19 protein-coding genes are annotated in these 21,378 nt (G+C 60.9%); 11 read left to right on the top strand and 8 right to left on the bottom strand.

Translation table 11 applies throughout. The annotated features are described in order from the left end of the window. Positions 1–200 precede the first annotated feature (200 nt). The 6 genes from QCBJ_RS14485 (at position 201) to QCBJ_RS14460 (ending at position 5,561) form a co-directional block, all read left to right on the top strand. On the top strand, positions 201–1,277 hold the full coding sequence (locus QCBJ_RS14485) for an ABC transporter substrate-binding protein (protein WP_102061089.1): 1,077 nt from the start codon (positions 201–203) through the stop codon (positions 1,275–1,277). Between the two features lie 187 nt (positions 1,278–1,464). Continuing rightward, a complete protein-coding gene (locus QCBJ_RS14480; protein WP_043205111.1) occupies positions 1,465–2,271 on the top strand; it encodes an alkaline phosphatase family protein in 807 nt (268 codons plus the stop codon). After that, positions 2,268–3,104 carry an ABC transporter permease subunit gene (locus QCBJ_RS14475; RefSeq protein ID WP_102061088.1) on the top strand — a complete coding sequence of 279 codons (837 nt, stop codon included), beginning with the start codon at positions 2,268–2,270 and terminating at the stop codon, positions 3,102–3,104. Before QCBJ_RS14480 ends, QCBJ_RS14475 begins: the two co-directional genes overlap by 4 nt. After that, on the top strand, positions 3,091–3,891 hold the full coding sequence (locus tag QCBJ_RS14470) for an ABC transporter permease (protein WP_093546665.1): 801 nt from the start codon (positions 3,091–3,093) through the stop codon (positions 3,889–3,891). The genes QCBJ_RS14475 and QCBJ_RS14470 overlap by 14 nt, the downstream gene beginning before the upstream one ends. Next, the gene (locus QCBJ_RS14465; RefSeq protein WP_012723281.1) at positions 3,888–4,877 is read left to right on the top strand and encodes an ABC transporter ATP-binding protein; all 990 of its coding nucleotides are present in this window, start codon (positions 3,888–3,890) and stop codon (positions 4,875–4,877) included. The genes QCBJ_RS14470 and QCBJ_RS14465 overlap by 4 nt, the downstream gene beginning before the upstream one ends. Positions 4,878–4,907: 30 nt before the next feature. Continuing rightward, the gene (locus QCBJ_RS14460) at positions 4,908–5,561 is read left to right on the top strand and encodes an HAD family phosphatase (protein WP_012723280.1); all 654 of its coding nucleotides are present in this window, start codon (positions 4,908–4,910) and stop codon (positions 5,559–5,561) included. A 133-nt stretch (positions 5,562–5,694) separates the two neighbouring features. On the opposite strand, the gene QCBJ_RS14455 is transcribed toward QCBJ_RS14460, so the two are convergent. Next, positions 5,695–6,657: a zinc-binding dehydrogenase gene (locus QCBJ_RS14455; protein ID WP_012723279.1), complete on the bottom strand. Its 963-nt coding sequence runs from the start codon at positions 6,655–6,657 to the stop codon at positions 5,695–5,697. 138 nt (positions 6,658–6,795) lie between these two features. Between QCBJ_RS14455 and QCBJ_RS14450 the strand changes: the two genes are divergently transcribed. Together QCBJ_RS14450 and QCBJ_RS14445 are read left to right on the top strand one after the other, a co-directional pair. Then, positions 6,796–8,877, top strand: a complete 2,082-nt coding sequence (locus tag QCBJ_RS14450) for a carboxy terminal-processing peptidase (protein WP_012723278.1) — start codon at positions 6,796–6,798, stop codon at positions 8,875–8,877. A 118-nt stretch (positions 8,878–8,995) separates the two neighbouring features. Then, the gene (locus tag QCBJ_RS14445; protein ID WP_012723277.1) at positions 8,996–10,765 is read left to right on the top strand and encodes a bifunctional diguanylate cyclase/phosphodiesterase; all 1,770 of its coding nucleotides are present in this window, start codon (positions 8,996–8,998) and stop codon (positions 10,763–10,765) included. Here the strand turns inward: QCBJ_RS14445 and QCBJ_RS14440 are convergent. The 4 genes from QCBJ_RS14440 to QCBJ_RS14425 all read right to left on the bottom strand — a co-directional run bounded on the left by QCBJ_RS14440 (position 10,762) and on the right by QCBJ_RS14425 (position 13,143). After that, the gene (locus QCBJ_RS14440; protein ID WP_005786715.1) at positions 10,762–11,133 is read right to left on the bottom strand and encodes a hypothetical protein; all 372 of its coding nucleotides are present in this window, start codon (positions 11,131–11,133) and stop codon (positions 10,762–10,764) included. The genes QCBJ_RS14445 and QCBJ_RS14440 overlap by 4 nt on opposite strands. Then, positions 11,130–11,471 (bottom strand): helix-turn-helix transcriptional regulator, encoded by a 342-nt coding sequence (locus tag QCBJ_RS14435; protein WP_012723276.1) that lies wholly within the window; start codon positions 11,469–11,471, stop codon positions 11,130–11,132. Before QCBJ_RS14435 ends, QCBJ_RS14440 begins: the two co-directional genes overlap by 4 nt. A gap of 94 nt (positions 11,472–11,565) precedes the next feature. After that, positions 11,566–12,024, bottom strand: a complete 459-nt coding sequence (locus tag QCBJ_RS14430) for a YkvA family protein (protein WP_102061087.1) — start codon at positions 12,022–12,024, stop codon at positions 11,566–11,568. A gap of 387 nt (positions 12,025–12,411) precedes the next feature. Further along, a complete protein-coding gene (locus QCBJ_RS14425) occupies positions 12,412–13,143 on the bottom strand; it encodes an FKBP-type peptidyl-prolyl cis-trans isomerase (RefSeq protein WP_012723274.1) in 732 nt (243 codons plus the stop codon). Between the two features lie 258 nt (positions 13,144–13,401). On the opposite strand from QCBJ_RS14425, the gene QCBJ_RS14420 reads away from it, so the two are divergent. From QCBJ_RS14420 to QCBJ_RS30415, 3 genes are all read left to right on the top strand, one after another. Then, entirely contained in the window at positions 13,402–15,210 is a 1,809-nt protein-coding gene (locus QCBJ_RS14420; RefSeq protein ID WP_102061086.1) for a di-heme-cytochrome C peroxidase, read from the top strand. Next, positions 15,207–16,373: a catalase family protein gene (locus tag QCBJ_RS14415; RefSeq protein WP_102061085.1), complete on the top strand. Its 1,167-nt coding sequence runs from the start codon at positions 15,207–15,209 to the stop codon at positions 16,371–16,373. The genes QCBJ_RS14420 and QCBJ_RS14415 overlap by 4 nt, the downstream gene beginning before the upstream one ends. A gap of 109 nt (positions 16,374–16,482) precedes the next feature. Then, on the top strand, positions 16,483–16,605 hold the full coding sequence (locus QCBJ_RS30415; RefSeq protein ID WP_012723271.1) for a hypothetical protein: 123 nt from the start codon (positions 16,483–16,485) through the stop codon (positions 16,603–16,605). Here QCBJ_RS30415 and QCBJ_RS14410 read toward each other — a convergent pair. From QCBJ_RS14410 to QCBJ_RS14400, 3 genes are all read right to left on the bottom strand, one after another. Further along, positions 16,596–17,546 (bottom strand): LysR substrate-binding domain-containing protein, encoded by a 951-nt coding sequence (locus QCBJ_RS14410; protein ID WP_043205106.1) that lies wholly within the window; start codon positions 17,544–17,546, stop codon positions 16,596–16,598. The two genes, QCBJ_RS30415 and QCBJ_RS14410, sit on opposite strands and share 10 nt — an antisense overlap. A gap of 83 nt (positions 17,547–17,629) precedes the next feature. Continuing rightward, complete coding sequence (locus QCBJ_RS14405) at positions 17,630–19,639, bottom strand: CocE/NonD family hydrolase (RefSeq protein ID WP_102061084.1); 2,010 nt, start codon at positions 19,637–19,639, stop codon at positions 17,630–17,632. Between the two features lie 87 nt (positions 19,640–19,726). Continuing rightward, positions 19,727–21,310 (bottom strand): BCCT family transporter, encoded by a 1,584-nt coding sequence (locus tag QCBJ_RS14400; protein WP_102061083.1) that lies wholly within the window; start codon positions 21,308–21,310, stop codon positions 19,727–19,729. Positions 21,311–21,378 lie beyond the last annotated feature (68 nt).

Raw genomic sequence — 21,378 nt, 5'->3', positions numbered from 1 at the left:
ACATCGGCCAAGTCCAATCCCTACGGGCACTTGGGCATGGTCTACGCTAAGTCAGCGCGCAGAGACATCAGCGCTTTGAAAACGACATCGACATGAAACTGTCATCCATCGCGTCTAGATTGGCTCAGGTATTGCTCTGACCTAGACCAACAACACCGTCGAAACAAACGCCGCGTTGAAAACGCCCAAAGGAGCTTCGGATGAAACAGCTTTTCCTGGCATCACTGTTAGGCTCGACCATTGCCATGTGCACCGCCGCCATGGCCGCTGATACCGATCTAAAAACCCTGGAAGCTGCCGCTAAGGCAGAAGGCGCTGTAAACAGCGTCGGCATGCCCGATGACTGGGCCAACTGGAAAGGCACCTGGGAAGACCTGGCGTCGAAATACGGCCTCAAGCACATCGACACCGACATGAGCTCGGCCCAGGAAATCGCCAAGTTCAAGGCCGAGAAAGACAACGCCAGCGCCGACATCGGCGACGTCGGCGCGGCGTTCGGTCCAATCGCGGTGAAGCAGGAAGTCACCCAACCGTACAAACCGTCCACCTGGGCCCAGGTGCCGGATTGGGCTAAAGACAAAGACGGTCACTGGGCATTGGCCTACACCGGCACCATCGCGTTTATCGTCAACAAGAAGCTGATGCACGGCTCTGAAGTACCTACAAGCTGGGCTGACCTGCAGAGCGGCAAGTACAAGGTCTCCATTGGTGACGTAAGCACCGCGGCGCAAGCGGCCAACGGTGTACTGGCAGCCGCCATCGCCAATAAAGGCGACGAAAAGAACATCGCCCCCGGCCTGCAATTTTTCACCAAGATCGCCCAGCAAGGCCGTCTCTCGCTGTCCAACCCGACCATCGCCACCATGGAGAAAGGCGAAGTCGAAGTGGGCGTGGTCTGGGACTTCAACGGCCTGAGCTACAAGGCCAAGATGGCCAACCCGGATGACTACGTGGTGTTGATCCCATCGGACGGCTCGGTTAAATCCGGTTACACCACCATCATCAACAAATACGCCAAGCACCCGAACGCCGCCAAGCTGACCCGCGAGTACATCTTCAGCGATGCCGGCCAGCTCAACCTGGCGAAAGGCAATGCACGTCCGATCCGCGCTGAAACCGACCTGAAACTGCCGGCCGACATCGCCAAGAACCTGATCCCGGGCGAGCAGTACACCAAGGCCAACCCGCAGCCGATCAAGGATGCCGATGCGTGGGAAGCGACGTCCAAGAAGCTGCCGCAGCTGTGGAACGAGCAGGTCATCGTAGAGATGAAGTAAGCCGGTTACCCACATTGGAGCTCCACTGGAGATCCAATGTGGGAGGGGGCTTGCCCCCGATGGCGATGGATCAGTCACAGATATTCAAACTGACACGTCGCTATCGGGGGCAAGCCCCCTCCCACACTTGAACCCAGATGCTCCAGGAATATTGAGTCAAGTCCATCGTTGCGGAGCGCCAGCCCCCATGAAGCACAATGTCATCCTAGTCGTGCTCGACGGCCTGAACTTCGAGGTTGCCCGACACGCCATGGGGCACTTGCAGGCCTATGTCGGCGCAGGACGCGCAGCCCTCTACAAACTGGAATGTGAACTGCCCGCCCTGTCCCGCCCGCTGTATGAGTGCATCCTGACCGGCGTGCCTCCCATCCAGAGCGGCATCGTCCACAACAACGTCTCGCGCCTGTCCAACCAGCGCAGCATCTTCCATTACGCCACCGACGCCGGCCTTACCACGGCAGCGGCGGCCTACCATTGGGTCAGCGAGTTGTATAACCGCACGCCCTTTCTCGCCGCCCGCGACCGTCACACCGACGACACGGCGCTGGCGATCCAGCACGGGCATTTCTACTGGAATGACCACTACCCGGATTCCCACCTGTTTGCCGACGCCGAAAGCCTGCGCCTCAAGCACGCGCCGAACTTCCTGGTGGTGCACCCGATGAACATCGACGACGCCGGCCACAAGCACGGCCTCGATACGGCGCAATACCGCAACAGCGCACGCTCGGCCGACATCATCCTGGCCGATTACCTGCAAGCCTGGCTCGACGCCGGTTACCAAGTGCTGGTGACCGCCGACCACGGCATGAACAACGACCGCTCCCACAATGGCCTGCTGCCGGAAGAACGCGAAGTGCCGCTGTTTGTGCTCGGCGATGCCTTCAGCCTGGACACCCACGCTGCGCCGAAACAGACCGAGCTGTGCGGCACCGTCTGCGAACTGCTGGGCGCGCCCCACGACAAACCTGTGTGCCGGGAGCTGTTGAAATGATCCGTGGTAAATGGCTGGCACTGCTGTGCCTGGTGCCTTTCGCACTGTTCTTTATCGTGTTCGAAATCGCCCCTTTGGTGTGGGTACTGATCAACAGCCTGCAGACCGAGGAAGCCGGCTGGGGCCTGGAAAACTTCACGCGGATCTTCAGCTCGAAGTTCTACCTGCAAGCGATCCAGTTCAGCCTCGAGATCAGTTTCTACTCGAGTGTCTTCGGCATCATCATCGCCACCCTGGGCAGTTACTCCCTGCGTCGGGTGGATTCGCCGCTGCGCAATTTCGTCACCGCCTTCGCCAACATGACCAGCAACTTTGCCGGTGTGCCCCTGGCCTTTGCGTTCATCATCCTGCTGGGGTTCAACGGCAGCATCACCCTCATGCTCAAGCAGGCGGGAATCATCCAGGACTTCAACCTCTACTCCAAGACCGGGTTGATCATCCTTTACACCTACTTCCAGATTCCATTGGGCGTGCTGCTGCTGTACCCGGCCTTCGACGCGCTGCGCGAAGACTGGCGTGAGTCGGCGTCCCTGCTGGGTGCCAACGGCTGGCAGTTCTGGCTGCATATCGGCCTGCCGGTGCTCACCCCCGCCCTGCTCGGTACCTTCGTGATCCTGCTGGCCAATGCCCTCGGCGCCTATGCCACCGTCTACGCCTTGACCACCGGCAACTTCAACGTGTTGCCGATCCGCATTGCCGGGCTGGTGTCCGGTGATGTGTCGCTCGACCCGAACCTGGCCAGCGCCCTGGCCGTGGTGCTGGTGGCGTTGATGACCGTGGTCACCGTGGTCCATCAACTGCTGCTCAAGAGGAGCTACCATGTCTCGCGCTGAAGCCGGCCCGGCCTCCCTCTACCACCGCGTGGTGGTGTACCTGCTGTTTACGATCCTGGTGTTGCCGCTGATCGGCACCTTTGTCTATTCCATTGCCAGCAGTTGGTCGGCGACGATCCTGCCCGCCGGTTTCACCGTGAAATGGTACGTGCAGCTGTGGAGCGACCCGCGCTTCCTGATGGCCTTCGGGCAGTCATTGCTGGTGTGCGTGGGCGCGCTGATCCTCTCGGTAGTGTTGATTTTGCCGCTGCTGTTCGTGGTGCATTATCACTTCCCCCGGCTCGACGCGCTGATGAACATCCTCATCCTGCTGCCCTTCGCGGTGCCGCCGGTGGTGTCGTCGGTGGGCCTGCTGCAACTGTATGGCTCCGGGCCGATGGCGATGGTCGGCACGCCGTGGATCCTGATCGGCTGTTACTTCACCGTCGCACTGCCGTTCATGTACCGGGCGATCACTAACAACCTGCAGGCGATCAACCTGCGCGACCTGATGGACGCCTCGCAACTGCTCGGTGCCAGTACCTGGCAGGCGGCGATCCTGGTGGTGCTGCCGAACCTGCGCAAAGGCCTGATGGTGGCGCTGTTGCTGTCGTTCTCGTTCCTGTTCGGCGAGTTCGTGTTCGCCAACATCCTGGTGGGCACCCGCTACGAAACCCTGCAGGTGTACCTGAACAACATGCGCAACAGCAGCGGCCACTTCACCAGCGCCGTCGTGATTTCCTATTTCTTCTTTGTGCTGGTGCTGACCTGGGCCGCCAATATCTTGAACAAGGACAAAAGCCAATGAGCTTCGTCAGCGTCCAACACCTGCAAAAAGGCTACGCCGGCACCCCGGTGTTCAGTGATATCAACTGCGAGATCGCCAAGGGCGAATTCGTCACCTTGCTCGGCCCGTCCGGTTGCGGCAAGTCCACGCTGCTGCGCTGCATCGCCGGGCTGACTTCGGTCGACAGCGGGCAAATCCTGCTCGACGGCCAGGACATCGTCCCGCTGAGCCCGCAGAAACGCCATATCGGCATGGTGTTCCAGAGTTATGCGCTGTTTCCCAACATGACCGTGGAACAGAACGTCGCCTTTGGTCTGCGCATGCAAAAGGTCAACGCCGACGACAGCCACAAGCGCGTGCAGGAAGTGCTGCAACTGGTCGAACTCAAGGACCTCGCCGGCCGCTACCCGCACCAGATGTCCGGCGGCCAGTGCCAGCGCGTGGCCCTGGCACGCTCCCTGGTGACCCGCCCGCGCCTGTTGCTGCTGGATGAGCCGCTGTCGGCGCTGGATGCACGGATCCGCAAGCACCTGCGCGAACAGATCCGCCAGATCCAGCGCGAACTAGGCCTGACCACCATCTTCGTGACCCACGATCAGGAAGAAGCCCTGACCATGTCCGACCGGATCTTCCTGATGAACCAAGGCAAGATCGTGCAAAGCGGCGATGCCGAGACCCTCTACACCGCACCGGTGGATGTATTCGCCGCCGGGTTTATCGGCAACTACAACCTGCTGGACGCCGACAAGGCCACCCAACTGCTGCAACGCCCGATCAACAGCCGTATCGCCATTCGCCCGGAGGCCATCGAGCTGAGCCGCAATGGCGAACTCGACGCCCTGGTGCGCAGCCACAGCCTGTTGGGCAACGTCATTCGCTACCGCATCGAAGCGCGCGGCGTGGAACTGGTGGTCGACGTGCTCAACCGCTCGGCCGACGACCTGCACCCGGACGGACAACGCCTGGCACTTTCCATCGACCCCAGTGCCCTGTGTGAAGTAGCCTGATGCAACGTTTTATTTGAGAGAGCATGACGGATGGCATTGGTAATTTTTGATCTGGACGACACCCTCATCCACGGCGACTGCGCCACCCTGTGGAGCGAGCAGATGGGCCGGCTGGGCTGGGTCGATCCCGAGTCGTTCATGCGCAAGAACCACGAATTGATGGATGCCTACAGCCGGGGCGAGCTGAAGATGGAAGACTTCATGGACTTCAGCCTGGAGCCGATGATCGGCCGCACACCGGCAGAAATCGAGCACTTGGTGGAGCCGTGGGTCGAGGATGTGATCGAGCCGTTGATCTACAGCGACGCCACCAAGACCATCGCCCGCCACCGTGCGAATGGCGACCGGATTCTGGTGATCTCCGCCTCGGGCACGCACTTGGTCACGCCGATTGCGGCGCGAATCGGCATCGATGAAGTGCTGGGGATTGAACTGGACGTCAGCCATGGCGTGTACAGCGGGCGTACCGTGGGTGTCCTGACGTATCGTGAAGGCAAGATCACGCGGTTGCTGGAATGGCTGGAGCAAGAAGGGGAAACATTGGAGGGCGCGTATTTCTATTCGGACTCGCGCAATGATTTGCCGTTGCTGAGTAAGGTGGAGTTTGCGCAAGTCGTTAACCCTGACCCGGTGCTACGCGCCCACGCCGAACAGGCAGGCTGGCCAATCCACCATTGGATCTGACTCTCTTGAAGTGAAATGCAATCAAATGCGGGAGGGGGCTTGCCCCCGATGGCGGTCTGTCAGATGAAACATTCTTCACTGACACACCGCTATCGGGGCAAGCCCCCTCCCACATTGTTCACCGCATCCCCATTCAGCTCAGGCTTTCGTCAATCACCAACACCAGCTTCCCGGAAATCTGATTCGTCGCCAGCGCTTCAAACGCCGCCTCAGCGTCCTGGATCGAGAAGGTCTTGGCCAATTGCGGGCTCAAGCGGCCCTCAACAAACAACGGCCACACGTGTTGGCTCAAATCACTGAACAGGTCCGCCTTGAACGAGTCGTCACGACTGCGCAGGGTCGAACCCAACAATTGAATGCGCTTGCCCAGCACCTGGGCCAAGTCCAACTGCGCGTCACGACCGCCCATCAAGCCGATCAATACCCAACGCCCATCCAGGGCCAGCAGCTTGAGGTCCAGCGCCGCATAGTTGCCGCCCACCGGGTCAAGAATCACATCGAACGGCCCGAAATCCCGTAGCCCTTCGATCCCGTCGGTCCGTACCACGCCGCCCTGGGCGCCGAGTTCCTCACAATAGGCCAGGCGCTCCGCCGAGCCGACACTGACCCAGCACGGGCTGCCAAATGCCTTGCACAACTGGATCGCCGCGGAACCCACGCCGCTGGCGCCAGCGTGCAACAGCACTTTTTCACCGGGTTTGAGGCCCGCCAGCTGGAACAGATTGAGCCACGCCGTGCTGTACACCTCAGGCAACGCGGCCGCTTCGATCAGCGACAGGCCTTCCGGTACCGGCAATACGTGGCGCGCATCCACCACCACTTCTTCGGCCATGCCGCCACCGGCGAGCAACGCGCAGACGCGGTCGCCGACTTGCCAGGATGAGCCCGCGCCCACTTCACTGATCACCCCGGAACACTCAAGGCCCAACACGTGACTGGCGCCTGGTGGCGGTGGATAGAGCCCCGCACGCTGTAATAAATCGGCGCGATTGAGGCCCGCTGCCGCCACACGAATGCGAACTTGCCCTACATCGCAGGTAGGACTGGGTTCTTCCAACCACTCCACATGACCGTCAACGCCTTGCAATGCTTTCACAGTGCCTCCATAGTGAGTCTGGACTGAGCCCGTAGCTGTATCGCCGGGCTTTTTGCATTATGCGACCGGACCATATGGAACCGGCTCCCTCAAAGACGGCCTAATATGCGTTATCAATTGCCCCCGCGTCGAATCAGCATGAAGCATTTGTTCCCCAGCACCGCCCTCGCTCTTTTCATTGGTCTCGGCTTCGCGTCGATGTCGACCAATACGTTCGCAGCCAACAGCTGGGACAACCTTCAGCCGGATCGCGATGAGGTGATTGCCAGCCTTAACGTCGTCGAACTGCTCAAGCGTCATCACTACAGCAAGCCGCCGCTGGACGACGCTCGCTCGGTGATCATCTATGACAGCTACCTCAAGCTGCTGGATCCGTCGCGCAGCTACTTCCTGGCCAGCGATATCGCTGAGTTCGACAAGTGGAAAACCCAGTTCGACGACTTCCTCAAGAGCGGCGACCTGCAGCCCGGCTTCACCATCTACAAGCGTTACCTGGACCGCGTCAAAGCGCGTCTGGACTTCGCCTTGGCCGAGCTGAACAAGGGTGTCGACAAACTCGACTTCACCCAGAAGGAATCCCTTCTGGTGGACCGCAAGGACGCCCCTTGGCTGACCAGCACCGCCGCACTCGACGACCTGTGGCGCAAACGCGTCAAGGACGAAGTGCTGCGTTTGAAGATCGCCGGCAAAGACCCCAAGGCTATCCAGGAGCTGTTGACCAAGCGCTATAAGAATCAGCTGGCACGTCTGGACCAGACCCGTGCCGAAGATATCTTCCAGGCTTACATCAACACCTTCGCGATGTCCTACGATCCGCACACCAATTATCTGTCGCCAGATAACGCGGAAAATTTCGATATCAATATGAGTCTGTCGCTGGAAGGCATCGGTGCCGTCCTGCAAAGCGACAATGACCAGGTCAAGATCGTGCGCCTGGTGCCGGCGGGGCCGGCGGACAAGACCAAGCAAGTGGCGCCTGCCGACAAGATCATCGGTGTGGCCCAAGCCGACAAAGAGATGGTTGATGTCGTCGGCTGGCGCCTGGACGAAGTGGTCAAGCTGATCCGTGGGCCGAAAGGCAGCGTGGTGCGCCTGGAAGTGATTCCGCACACCAATGCACCGAACGACCAGACCAGCAAGATCGTGTCCATCACCCGTGAAGCGGTGAAGCTCGAAGACCAGGCCGTGCAGAAGAAAGTTCTCAACCTCAAGCAGGATGGCAAGGACTACAAGCTGGGCGTGATCGAGATTCCGGCCTTCTACTTGGACTTCAAGGCGTTCCGTGCCGGTGATCCGGACTACAAGTCCACCACCCGCGACGTTAAGAAAATCCTCACCGAGCTGCAGAAGGAAAAAGTCGACGGCGTGGTCATCGACCTGCGTAACAACGGCGGTGGTTCCCTTCAGGAAGCCACCGAGCTGACCAGCCTGTTTATCGACAAAGGCCCGACGGTGTTGGTACGCAACGCTGACGGCCGCGTGGATGTGCTGGAAGACGAGAACCCGGGCGCCTTCTACAAAGGCCCGATGGCATTGCTGGTCAACCGCCTCTCGGCCTCGGCTTCGGAGATTTTCGCCGGTGCCATGCAGGACTACCACCGCGCCTTGATCATCGGCGGCCAGACCTTCGGTAAAGGCACCGTGCAGACCATTCAGCCGCTGAACCATGGTGAACTGAAGCTGACGCTGGCCAAGTTCTACCGGGTTTCCGGGCAGAGCACCCAGCATCAGGGCGTACTGCCGGACATCGATTTCCCGTCGATCATCGACACCAAGGAAATCGGCGAAAGCGCCCTGCCGGAAGCCATGCCGTGGGACACCATCCGCCCTGCGATCAAGCCGGCGTCGGATCCGTTCAAGCCATTCCTGGCGCAGTTGAAGGCTGATCACGACACCCGCTCCGCCAAGGACGCCGAGTTCGTGTTTATCCGCGACAAGCTGGCCCTGGCCAAGAAGCTGATGGAAGAAAAAACCGTCAGCCTCAACGAAGTCGACCGCCGCGCGCAGCACAGCGACATCGAAAACAAGCAACTTGCACTGGAAAACATCCGCCGCAAGGCCAAGGGTGAAGATCCACTCAAGGAGCTGAAGAAAGAAGATGAAGATGCGCTGCCGACCGAGGCCGACAAAACCAAGCCGGAAGACGACGCCTACCTGGCCGAGACTGGCCGGATTTTGCTGGACTACCTGAAAATCACCAAGCAGGTGGCCAAGCAGTAAATGATGGCGATTTAATGTGGTCGCTCCTCGGAGTGTCATCATATAGACATCATTCTGTCGTGAAATGAAGGACCGCAGGCTTCTCGCCTGCGGTCCTTTTTTTTCGATCGAGATCGCCATGACCATGACCGAACAGCTGAATGCACTGGGCTCTATCTTGGCTCAAGGCAGTTTGCACAGCCTGTTCCAACCGATCATCTGCCTCTCCGAACGACGAATCCTTGGCTACGAAGCCCTGAGCCGCGGCCCCTCCAACAGCCCCCTGCACTCCCCCGTCGCCCTCTTCTCGGTGGCCAGCCATGCGGGACGTCTCAGCGAACTGGAAATAGCTTGCCGCGAAAGCGCCTGCCGACGCTTCAGCGAACAGAAGCTGCCGGGCAAGCTGTTCCTGAACATCTCGCCGGAATCCTTGATGGAAACGGCGCACCAGCCGGGACGCACGCTGCAACTGCTGCGCGACTATGGCATTCCACCCAGCCAGGTCGTGATCGAACTCACCGAGCAAACACCCACTGACGACTTCGACCTGCTGCAAACCGCCCTGCATCACTACCGCGACATGGGCTTTGCCATCGCCCTCGATGACCTGGGCGCCGGCTATTCCAGCTTGCGGCTGTGGTCGGAGTTACGCCCGGATTACGTAAAGATCGACCGGCACTTCATCGACGGCATTCATCAGGATGCGCTCAAGCGCGAGTTTGTCGGCTCCATCCTGCAGATCGCCAAGGCTTCGCGTGCCCAGGTGATCGCCGAAGGCATCGAGTTGCCGGAGGAGTTGGCGGTGCTGACGGAGATGGGCGTGGACCTGGTCCAGGGCTACCTGCTCTGCCGCCCGCAGGAACACCCACCACAAGAAGCACGCAAGATGCTGCCCAAGCCCGACACAGCCAACATTACCCTCACGGAAGAAGGCAGCGACCTCAGCGCCTTGCTCAGCGAACACCCGGCGGTGGACCAGGACACCGCCACCGCCCAAGTGCTCGAAGCGTTTCGTCGACAGGCCAACCTCAACTCCCTGGCCGTGCTGGACGGACGCGGGCAGCCGATCGGTATCGTCCATCGGCACTTATTGTCGGATGCGCTGCTCAAGCCGTTCGCCACCGACCTGTTTGCGCGCAAGCCCATCAGCCGCCTGATGAGCACCGACTTCCTGGCGGTGGAGTTGAGCCAGTCGCTGCAACAAGTCAGCCGCCTGCTCACCAGCCGCGCGCGGCAACGTATCGAAGAAGATTTCATCATCACGCTCAATGGCGACTACCTGGGCCTGGGCCGGGTGATCGACGTGCTCAAGCTGATCACCGAGCTGAAGATCCAGCAGGCGCGCTACGCTAACCCGCTGACCCTGCTGCCGGGCAACGTGCCGATCCAGCAGTGCCTCACACGCCTGCTGCAACAACAACGGGAGTCGGTGATCTGCTACGTGGATATCGACAGTTTCAAGCCGTTCAATGACATCTACGGCTACGGGCGTGGGGATGAGGTGTTGCTGTGCCTGGCGCAGTGCCTGAATGACCGCGTCGATCCCACCCGTGACTTTGTCGGGCATATCGGTGGCGATGACTTTTTGTTGGTGCTGGGCCCGCAGGATTGGCGCAAACGGCTCAATCAATTGCTGGATGACTTTCACACCCAATGCCGGCGCTTCTACCGCGCCGAACACCTCGACGCCGGCTGTTTCGTGGCGTTGAACCGCCAGGGTGTGCGCCAGGAGTTTGCGCTGCTGTCGCTGTCCATCGGCGTGGTGCATTTATATCCACAGGCCTGTGGACAACTCGATGCCAGCCAGTTGGCGGAACTGGCCTCGCAAGCCAAGCACCATGCCAAGGACGTGGCCGGTTACAGTATCCATGTGATCGACAGCATGGACGCCCTGCCCCAGGCGCTTTAGGCCTCGGCGGATTCCGGGTATTCGTATTCGAATACCCGCACCACTTCCGAGGCATGCCAGGAGGCAGCGGCCACGCCATCGGAGGGTCCGCTGAAACGGCCAAGCCGCTCCACACATTCAAAAAAACCGGTACGCGGCAAGCGGCTGGCGCCCTGGCTGATCACCAGTGAGCTGCGCAACGGCTGCTCGGCCTTGGCATCCAGCGCCGCCAGGTGTTCCAGGGCCGCGGCCAGGGTTTGCATGGCCGGCGTAGGAAATTGCAGGCGTTCCAGCAAGGCGCGGTACGTCAGCAGATGGCGCTGGCGACGCGCCTGGTCCAGTTCGTTGAGTAACCCATCCCAATGTTGACGGCTGATACGTAGGCTCAAGATTCATCCCTCCAACCTGCAACGCCCAATTCCCAGGCCAGGCTGCGGCGGATCGCGGCATCCGGCTGGCGTTCACCACTTTCAATCAATCCAAGATATGACGGGCTGATGCCCACGGTGCGGGCCAGGGTCTCGATAGCCAGGCCCTTGGCTTCGCGCAGGCCGCGCAGGTCTGCGAGCGGGCGCAGATCCTGTTCGGGGGCGGCTTGGGCAGTCGATATAGAAGGAGGTAGCGTCGGTTGTTGCTGACCGGCAGCTTTTAGCAGCGCCTGGTACTGATCCCATGGCAACACCGCGTATTCGGGTTCGCCATTCCGTGAAATTATCTGAATATCCATGACTGCCCCGTAGGATAACAACACTTACTAAGTAAGCTCTTTCCTTAGGAGTGTAATCCTAACAGCCACAAAGGTCGCAGGGGGATAGCCCGTGTCATCGGTTTTTTTGCGGGTTTTCCTTGGACAGCAGCGCAGGCGTCGCAGGCAGGCGCTCAACCACGGCGAGCTTTTCCGGACGCTGGGCGTCACGCCAGGCGCGAAAGGCGCTCAGTTCGCCTTCCAGGGTCTTCATGACCCACGCTAACACAGCGATGTCGTCGAGCATGCCGAACATGGGGATAAAGTCCGGGATCGCATCGATCGGGCTCAGGAAATACATCAACCCCGCCACCACCGAGATCAGCGCTTTGGGACTGATCGCCCGGTATTCGCCGCGCCAGTACGCCAGGCACAACGCCTGAAGCAACTTGAGGTCATCCTTGAGCTTGCCCAGGCGATTCCCCTGGCTCGAGCCTTTGGCGGCGACCGCGAACAACAGCGTCGGCAGACGGCCGCGCCCCAGAAGACGCGCGGCCACGGGCAGGAAACGGGTGAAATTGAAGGGTGGTTTCATTTGTCACTCCAGTTCCAGGCGACATGAAAGGTTATCCACACAAATTGTGGATAACCTTGTGAACAGAGCCCATTTTCCGGGCTGAAAGCCACGGATTACATGGCTTTCAGTCAGATCGGGCGTTTTTTGCGCACTGAAGAAAAACCCAAGATTTCATTGACTTGGCGTTGATGTGCGGATAGCCATGCTCAGGTTTTATATCAGACTGTTGCCCGCTACAGACGTTCGTTCGGATCTGCAGAGGCTTCAATGTGGGAGGGGGCTTGCTCCCGATAGCAAGGGATCAGCCACTGCATAAGGTGACTGATCCACCGCCATCGGGGTCAAGCCCCCTCCCACAAACAACAACGCCCCGTCGAGACGGGGCGTTGTGTGTTCAGGCGCCGATTACTTCTTGGCGGCTGGTGCTGCAGGAGCTTCAGCCTTGGCTGGGTCCTTGATGGCCAGCAGTTCCAGGTCGAATACCAGCACGGAGTTGGCTGGAATCGCTGGGCTCGGGCTCTGTGCGCCGTAGGCCAGGTCGGAAGGAATGTACAACTCGACCTTCTCGCCGACGTGCATCAGTTGCAGGCCTTCGACCCAACCCGGGATCACGCCGCTGACCGGCAGGTCAATCGGGCTACCGCGATCTACGGAGCTGTCAAAGGTAGTGCCGTTGGTGAGCTTACCGGTGTAGTGCACAGTCACCACGTCAGTCGGCTTAGGCTGAGGGCCATCGGCTTTCTTGGTGATCTTGTACTGCAGACCGGAAGCAGTGGTGACGACGCCGTCTTTCTTGGCGTTGTCTTCGAGGAATTTCTTGCCGGCGGCTGCCGACTCTTCGCTCATCTTGGTCATGCGTTCTTCAGCACGCTTTTGCAAAGCGGCAAACGCTTCAACCAGCTCGTCATCTTTGAGCTTCTGTTCTTTCTTGCCGACGGCATCTTCGATGCCTTGGGCTACTGCTTTGGAATCCAGGTCATCCATGCCTTCTTGGGCAAGGCTCTTGCCCATGTTCAGGCCGATGCCATAGGAAGCTTTCTGCGCCGGGGTTTTCAGCTCTACGCTGGTCTGCGAATCACAACCCGCAAGTACCAGGCTAACCAGGGCCACCGCCGCCGCCAACCGATGCTGTTTCATGCTATTTCCTTGTTCATGCGCCAAAAGGGCAATCGAATAAAGTCGCGAGCTTATCAGGCGGCCACGACCAATGGCTACCGGCATCTGAGCAGGAAACTTCTGATAAGTTCACGTGTTTAAAAGCATTTTCATTCATGATGGGGTCCCGCGAAGGATCGTGGGACCGCCGACTACCAGGCTCATGGCCACTTGCCGCACTTGTGGCGTAGTGGCATAACAACGCGACCCGTCGACAAGACCGAGACAAGGATAGCCATCTTGCGCATTTTTTCCCGTGTTTTACTCCTGATACTCGCTGCACTGGGCCTGATTCTGGCCGTGGTGCTCTATTACACCCTCAACCCCAAGCTACCGGACTACGTGCCTGTGGAGCAGGTGCACTACCAGGACCAATGGAGTGCCGCCGACCGCCAGACCTATTACTTCACGCCCCAGGGCACTCAAGTAAAAGGCCTGCACTACGACTGGTTCACCGCCCTGGAACTGCCGTTTTCCGAACAACGCTTCGCCACGCCGGAGTATCTGGCGCGCTTCGGTTTCCTGGTCGACCCCAAGCAGGTGCCCACTGCGCAAAACCCCGGCAACCTGCCCGTGGGTTTCGCCCGGCATAAAAACGCCGGCAGCAACGTCGACTACCTGGATATCACCTGCGCCGCCTGCCATACCGGCGAATTGCATTTCAAAGGCCAGGCCCTGCGCATTGACGGCGGCTCGGCCCAGCATGTGCTGCCCTCCAGCGTCCCCACCCTGCGCGGCGGCAGTTTCGGCCAGGCCCTGGTCGCCAGCCTCGCCGCCACCTATTACAACCCGTGGAAGTTCGAACGCTTCGCCCGCCAGGTGCTGGGCGACCGCTACGACGCAGAGCACAAGCAACTGCGCCAGGACTTCAAGCAGTCACTGAACAAGTTCCTCAAGGTGGCCTGGAACGACACCCACCGCGGCCTCTACCCCACCGAAGAAGGCCCCGGCCGCACGGACGCCTTTGGCCGAATCGCCAACGCCAGCTTTGGCGATGCCATTTCCCCGGACAATTATCGCGTCGCCAATGCGCCGGTGGACTACCCGCAATTGTGGGATATCTGGACCTTCGACTGGGTGCAATGGAACGGTTCGGCGCAGCAGCCCATGGCGCGCAATATCGGTGAAGCCCTGGGCGTGGGCGCGACCCTGACCTTTTTCGACGCTGCCGGCCAGCCGCTCCAGGGCGATGCACGCTACCCGTCGAGCGTACGCGTGCGCGACCTCAACCTGATTGAAGAAACCTTGCAGCGCCTCAAGCCGCCGACCTGGCCCGAGGACTTGTTCGGCGCCATCGATAAGCCGCTCGCCGCCCAAGGCCGTGCACTCTTCGCCGAAAACTGCGCCGGCTGCCACGTCCCCAGCGTCACCCAGGAAAACGGCCGCCCGGTGCAACAGCTGAAAATGCTGCCGGTGGACTACATCGGCACCGACCCCGGCACCGCCAGCAACATCGCCGACCAGCGCTATGACCTCAGCGCCCTGCAATGGGACCCGGCGGAACTGGCCACACTCAACGTCGAACTGCACCCCACGCCGACCGAGCCGCTGGACCTGAAAAAGATGTCCGTGGCCAAGGGCCTCGCCTACGTCACTGCCTTCGTCGAAGCGCATGCCTACCGCGCCGCCGGCGTGACCCCGGACGAGCGCCCGCGCCTGGACGGTTACGGCCTGCCCATCGGCGTGCGCGAGCTGCGCGCCTACAAAGCGCGGCCACTGGCCGGCGTGTGGGCGACACCGCCGTTCCTGCATAACGGCTCGGTGCCGACGATCTACCAGTTGCTCTCGCCTCAGGACGAGCGCAGCGCCACCTTCTATAAAGGCACCTTCAACTACGACCCGCGCCATCTCGGCTTCGAGAACGCGGCATTCAAGAACGCCTTTCTGTTCGATACCAAAATCACCGGCAACCACAACAGCGGCCACGAATTCCGTGCAGGCGCTCGTGGCAATGGCGTCATCGGCCGTGGCCTGCTACCGCAGGAACGCTGGGCGCTGCTGGAATACCTCAAAGTGCTGGGCGGCCCGTTGGAGCAACAACTGCCATGATGATTCGATCCCGATACGACCAACCTTCCCTGCTCGCCCGTCTCTGGCTGCGCATCGGCAGGTTTCTCGGCAAGACTTTACTGTGGCTGATTGGCCTCGGCCTGCTCGGTTGGCTGGGCGCCAGCGCCTGGTACGCCTGGCAGCACAGCGGCCCGGTGTCGCCGAACGAGCAGATCCCGCCCGGCGAAGCGGCGATGACCCAAGGCATCATCCAAACGGCCGTGCGCATCGTCGACCAGCATCGCGAAGGCACGCGCTACCTGCGTGATGCCCACGCCAAGGCCCATGGCTGCGTGAAGGCCGAAGTCAGCGTGCCGGCCGATCTGGACCCGACGCTGCGCCAAGGCGTGTTCGCCGAGCCGGGCAAGACCTGGCAGGCGCTGATGCGCCTGTCCAACGGCAACGCCTACCCGCAGTTCGACAGCATCCGTGACGCGCGCGGCATGGCGCTCAAGCTGCTGGACGTGCCGGGCAAGCAACTGCTGGCCGACCAGCAGACACGCACGGAACAGGACTTCGTGATGTTCAGCCACCCGAACTTCTTTGTCAGCGATGTGGCGGAATACGCGCAGAACATCGGTGCACAGGCGGACGGCAAAAAAGTCCTGGCGTTTTTCCCCAAGGTCGACCCGCGCAGTTGGCAGGTGCGTCATTTGTTTATCGCCCTGGCCACGCTGGCGCCAGCGCCGGCCAGCCCGACGCAGACCACCTACTTTTCAGTCTCGCCCTACAAGTTCGGCAGCGCCAACGCCAAGTTCCGCGTCGCACCCGACCCGCAGAGCTGCCCGGAATATCAACTGCCCAAACAGAACCAGGACCTGCCGAATTTCCTGCGTAGCGCGTTGAGCCAGCAGTTGTCCACCGATCGCAAGCCTGCGTGTTTCGTGTTGCAGATCCAGCGGCAGAACCCGCAGAAATTCATGCCGATCGAAGACACCAGCATCGAATGGAAGGAGAGCGATGCGCCGTATGAAACCGTGGCCAAGGTGCGTATCCCGGCGCAGGACTTCGACACGCCCGAGCAGAACCTGGCGTGCGACAACCAGTCGTTCAACCCTTGGTTCGGCGTTGCGGACCACCGCCCGATCGGCGGCATCAACCGCTTGCGCAAAGCCGTGTATGAAGCGGTCAGCGATTACCGCCACAGCCGTAACGCCCCGTAAAGAGTGCATAACAATGGGCCCGACGGCGTAAGGATTGCGTCGGGTCTATTGATCCGTTTTCACCCCGCCACTACCGTGAATACCTACCCATCACCCGTAGGAAATCACCGTGGAAAACTCAACCCTCGGCATGCTCGTACTCACCCTTATTGCGGTGTTCGGCACCGCGTCTTTTTGCTTTGAACACCTGGCGACACGCCAGACCAAGAAGAAAAAAACAGCTCAGCCTTGACCCTCAGTCAACGCGCCCCCCGCCTCAGCGGTCTGAGCCAGCAACCATTGACGAAAACTGCGCACCGCCAACGGCGGGTTGCGGTGGTGGGGTTGCATAAAATGCAGGCGGCCGCGGCTATGCATGGTGTGGGGCAAGGCCATTTGCAGGCGCCCGGAATCAAGGTCACTTTCCAGCAAGCTCTTCCAGCCCAGCGCGACGCCGTGCCCCATCACCGCCGATTGCATCAACAGTTGATAGCTGTTGGTACGCAAGGCATGGCGCGGGGTGTAGTAGTCGGCGCCGATGTCAGCGAACCAGTCGGTCCAGGTCAGCCAGTCGTGATAGTGGTCTTCCACGATCAGCAAGGTGTGGGCATGCAGCAGATGGTGCGCATCGCGAATCGGGCCGTGGCGCTCGATGTAGCCAGGGCTGCACACGGTGATGACCTGTTCGCTGTCGAACACCGGTGACAGTTCCAGGCCGTGGGGCGCCGGGAGTTCGTCCAGGTGATAGAACAAGCCCAGGTCATATTCACTCACATCCAGGCGGCTGGGGTTATCGCTGCACAGGATGCGGATATCCAGGTCCGGGTGCTCGCGCTGGAAGTCCGGCAATAAACCGGCAAGCCAGATAGAGCTGATGGTAGGCGTGCTGGCCAGGGTCAACTGACGATCGGCGCCGCGACGGCGCAGCTCGGCGGACTCACGGTCCAGTTCGCGCAACAGGCGCTGGATGGTGCGGAAGTAACGCACCCCGGCAGGGGTCAGGCTCAGGCCCTGGGCCAGCCGATAAAACAGCGGCCGGGCCAGGTCCTCCTCGAGTCGCTTGACCTGGCGGCTGACCGCGCTCTGGGTCAGGTTCAGTTCATGGGCGGCCTGGGTGAAGCTCAAATGACGGGCCGCCGCTTCGAAGGTCTGCAGGCAGTTGAGCGGGGGAAGATCGACGTTTCGGCGCGACATGAGCAATTCCATTGGCAATTACGGGCCTGGGTTTGCCCAGGCCCGCAGAGATCACGTTGGCAGGCATCCTGCCAGTTGCTCGCTCAGAGCGCGACCCTGGCCACACGTTTACTCCATTGCCGGCGGTATTCCAGTTGGCCGTTTTCCCAGGCTGTCTGTTCCGCTTCGAGGTAGAACCACTCGGCATCGGCGTGCACGCTCAAGTGGCTTTCCACTTCCACCGTCCACTGGTCACGGCCGACACGGTAGTGCCATTCAATATCGGCACGGGTCGACAGCGGGTCCCAGGGCAAGGTGTGATATTGCTCGGTGCAACGTTGGTCCACCCATAGGCCATGGTCGGTAAAGCGCATGGCGCCCAGGTCATCTTCGATCTTCACGCAGACTTCGCCACTGCCGACGTCTTCGATCAAGGTGCGTTTCGGCGCGGCGGCGCGCAGTACCTCCAGGTTCACCGGGGTCGACGATTGTGGCGCTTCGAACGGGCACTCCACCGCGTCGCCGGTGAACACCGGCAACTGCAGGCTGTGCAGGGTCGGCAGCAAGGTCAGCGTGGTCAGTTCGCGGCTCGGCCACAGCAGCGGGAAACTCGCGGTGCTCAGCGCCAGGCGCAAACGGTAGCCGGCGGGCAGGCGCATGCCGATGTGGTCGAGGTTCAGGTGCACGTCCATCGCTTCACCCGGTACGACAGGTGTTACCTGGGAAAGGTCCTCGCGAAGCGTGAGATTAAGCACACCGTAGCTGATCTGCGTGACCTGGCCGTCCGGCGCCACCGCATTCAGGCGCGCGACCAATTGCCCGCAGGCGGTGTCGCTGGCCAGGCGCAGCGTGAGGCGCGCATCGCCGAGCAGGGCCAGGGGCTCGGTCAGCGGTTGGGAATCGAAGCACAGCGAGTGGGCGTCATCGCGGCGCTGGTCCGTCGGGCCATCGGGGCCAAACCAGATGGCACAGTATTCGCCCTGATGCAGGCCGGTGGTCAGCGGCGAGCAGATACTGCGCGGCGTGACCAAGGGCTGCGCGCCGGCAGTCAGGCCGTGCTCGCCGAGGCTGAAATCGGTCCATTGCACCTGCGGATCCGGCCAGCCCGACGTCTGCACCCAGATCCCCGGCCGCTCAGCATAACTGCCCTTCGGCGGCAGAATATCCTGTAGGTAAAAGGTGCAAGATGCGTCATCCATCACCCCGTTATGGATGCCCTTTAACCAGTGATCCCACCAGCGTTTGGCTTCTTGCAGGAAGCCGATGGCCGGATTGGGCACGGCGAAATGCGGGTATTTGTGAATCCATGGGCCGATCATGGCTTTCTTCGGCCCTGGCAGGTTTTCCATCAGGCGCGAAACGGTATTGCGGTAGGCATCCCCCCAACCGCCCACCGCGTAGACGGCGGCTTTGATCTGCGAGTAGTCCTCGCACACCGAGCCGTGGCGCCAGTAGTCATCACGGGTCTGGTGGTGCAGCCAGGTTTCGGCGAGCAGCGGCATGGCTTCCAGGCGTTGGTGCCAGAGGGTTTTCCAGTCGTCGCCAACCAACAGAGGATCAGGCACCGCCGCGCTGAAGTTGAGCATGGTGGCGGCCCAGCCGAAGTTCTCCATCAACAGGTTGCCGCCCTTGTAATGGATGTCGTCGGCGAAGCGGTCATCGGTGGAGCAGAGGGTAATGATTGCCTTCAGCGCCTCGGGCTGGCGCGCCGCGACTTGCAGGCCGTTGAAACCGCCCCAGGAGATACCCATCATGCCGACGTTGCCGTCGCACCAAGGCTGGCGGCACAGCCAATCGATCACCTCGAGGGCGTCCTCCTGCTCCTGCAGCAGGTACTCATCGGCCATCAGCCCTTGGGACTCGCCATTGCCGCGCATATCGACGCGCACGCACACATAGCCCTGCCCCGCCATCCACGGGTGGGTCAGCGCATCGCGCACTGCGGTGCCATCGCGTTTGCGGTACGGCAGGTACTCCAGAATCGCCGGGAAGGTTTGCGGGCCGGCGACTTCCGGCAGCCAGATGCGTGCGGCTAATTGCGTGCCGTCCTTCAAGGGGATCAGGCAGTGCTCGATTTCACGAATCTTGTAGGCAAACTCGGTAACGATTTCCATCGGTAACTCCAAACGCGTTTATTGCAAACAAACGGCTCCCCCGCGCCCGGAGGGGAGCGTACGGGGGAGACACACAGGTTGTCGGGCTTAGCGGGCGAATGCCGCGACGGGGCTGGCGCCACGCAGCTCGGGCTCGGTGGTCGGCCTGAGGTTTTTCACATCGAGCAGCGCCGGGTTCTTCAGCCAGAAGATCAGCGAGGTACTGGCTAGCAACACCAGGATCATCCCGGGCAAGCCACCGAGGTTGGAAAGCATCTTCACGCCATCGACACCGACAAACGCGACCATCACCCACGATACCGAGCCGATGATCAGGCCCCAGATGATCTTCAGCAGCGGGTTGCCGTCCAGGTCGGAATCGGCGGTCACGCCTTTGCTGCACAGGTTGGCGATCACATCGGTGCTGGAGTCTGCCGCGGTGACGAACGAGATAAACGCCACGAACAGCAGGAACGCGATCATCAAGCCGCTGGCCGGCAATTGCTGGAACATCTGGTACAGCACGTGCTCCACGCCCTGCTCGTTCAACACACGGTTGAGGCTGCCATCACCCAGCGCGTCGAAGTAGAGGCTGGTGCCGGAGAAGATGCAGATCCACACCGCCGTGAACAACGCCGGGTAGAGCATGTTGATGTGGATGAATTCGCGCACGGTGTAGCCGCGGCCGATCTTGCCGAGGAACAGCGCACTCACCGGGGCCCAGGCAAACCACACCGACCAATAGAACACGGTCCAGCTGTGCGGCCAGGTGTCGCCACTGGCGGCGCCGGTGAACAGGCTGCGGCTGAAGAAGGTGTCGAGGTACACGCCGAGGGACTCGACGCCCAAGCTGAACATGTAAAGGGTCGGCCCGCACAGCAGCACGAACAGCCCCAAGGCGAACATGATCCAGGTGTTGAACGACGACAACATCACAATACCGCGCTGCAAGCCGCTGGCGGCCGAGGCGACAAAGGTGATGACGATGATCGTGATGATGATGGCCAGGCGCAATGGGGTGGTTTCACCGCCGATGTATTGGGCCATGCCACCGGCCAAGGTCAGCGCGCCCGTGCCCAGGGACGAGGCCATGCCGGCCACCAGCGCGAACATCGCCAGGGTGTCGATCAGCCCGGCATAGCGCTTGACTCGCGCTGCGCCCAGCAGCGGCTCGAGCATGGCGCCGATGGAGAAGTTGCTGCGGCGGTTATAGAACACCAGCGCAAACACCAGCGACGGCACCAGGTAGATGGCGTACGGAGTGATGGTCCAGTGCAGGAACATCGTCGACATGGCAAAGCTCTTGGCCGCCGAGCTGCCCGCTTCGATCGGCAGGCTGGTGGGTGGGCCGTACAGGTGGTAGAGCGGTTCGGCGGTGGTCCAGAACAGCACGCCCACTGCCAGCGTGGTGCAGAGCGCCACCATGAACCAGCGCCATTTGCTCAGCAAAGGCTGGGCGTCTTCACCGCCGATACGCACTTTGCCCAGCGCGGAGAAGTAGACGATAGCGGTCAGCACCACCATGGCAAACGAGCCGGCGCTGAACAGCCATGAGAAGTTTTTCAGGATCAGGTTGTTGAGCTGTTTGCTGACCGCAAGGAATGCATTCAGGTCGACGTAGCTGGCGATCACCGCCGCCAGCAGGATCAGGAAAGTTGGCCAGAACACCAACGGACGCAGTGGATATTTCATGTAGAGCCATTCCCCTTGCAGACTATTTTTTGTGTTAGAGGGCGGGCACCGCAGCATCCTGCTGCAGC

Origin of the sequence: Pseudomonas sp. QC2, from assembly GCF_002859085.1 — a bacterium.
Classification (GTDB): Bacteria; Pseudomonadota; Gammaproteobacteria; order Pseudomonadales; family Pseudomonadaceae; genus Aquipseudomonas; species Aquipseudomonas petroselini.
This window is presented reverse-complemented; position numbering and strand designations above follow the sequence as displayed.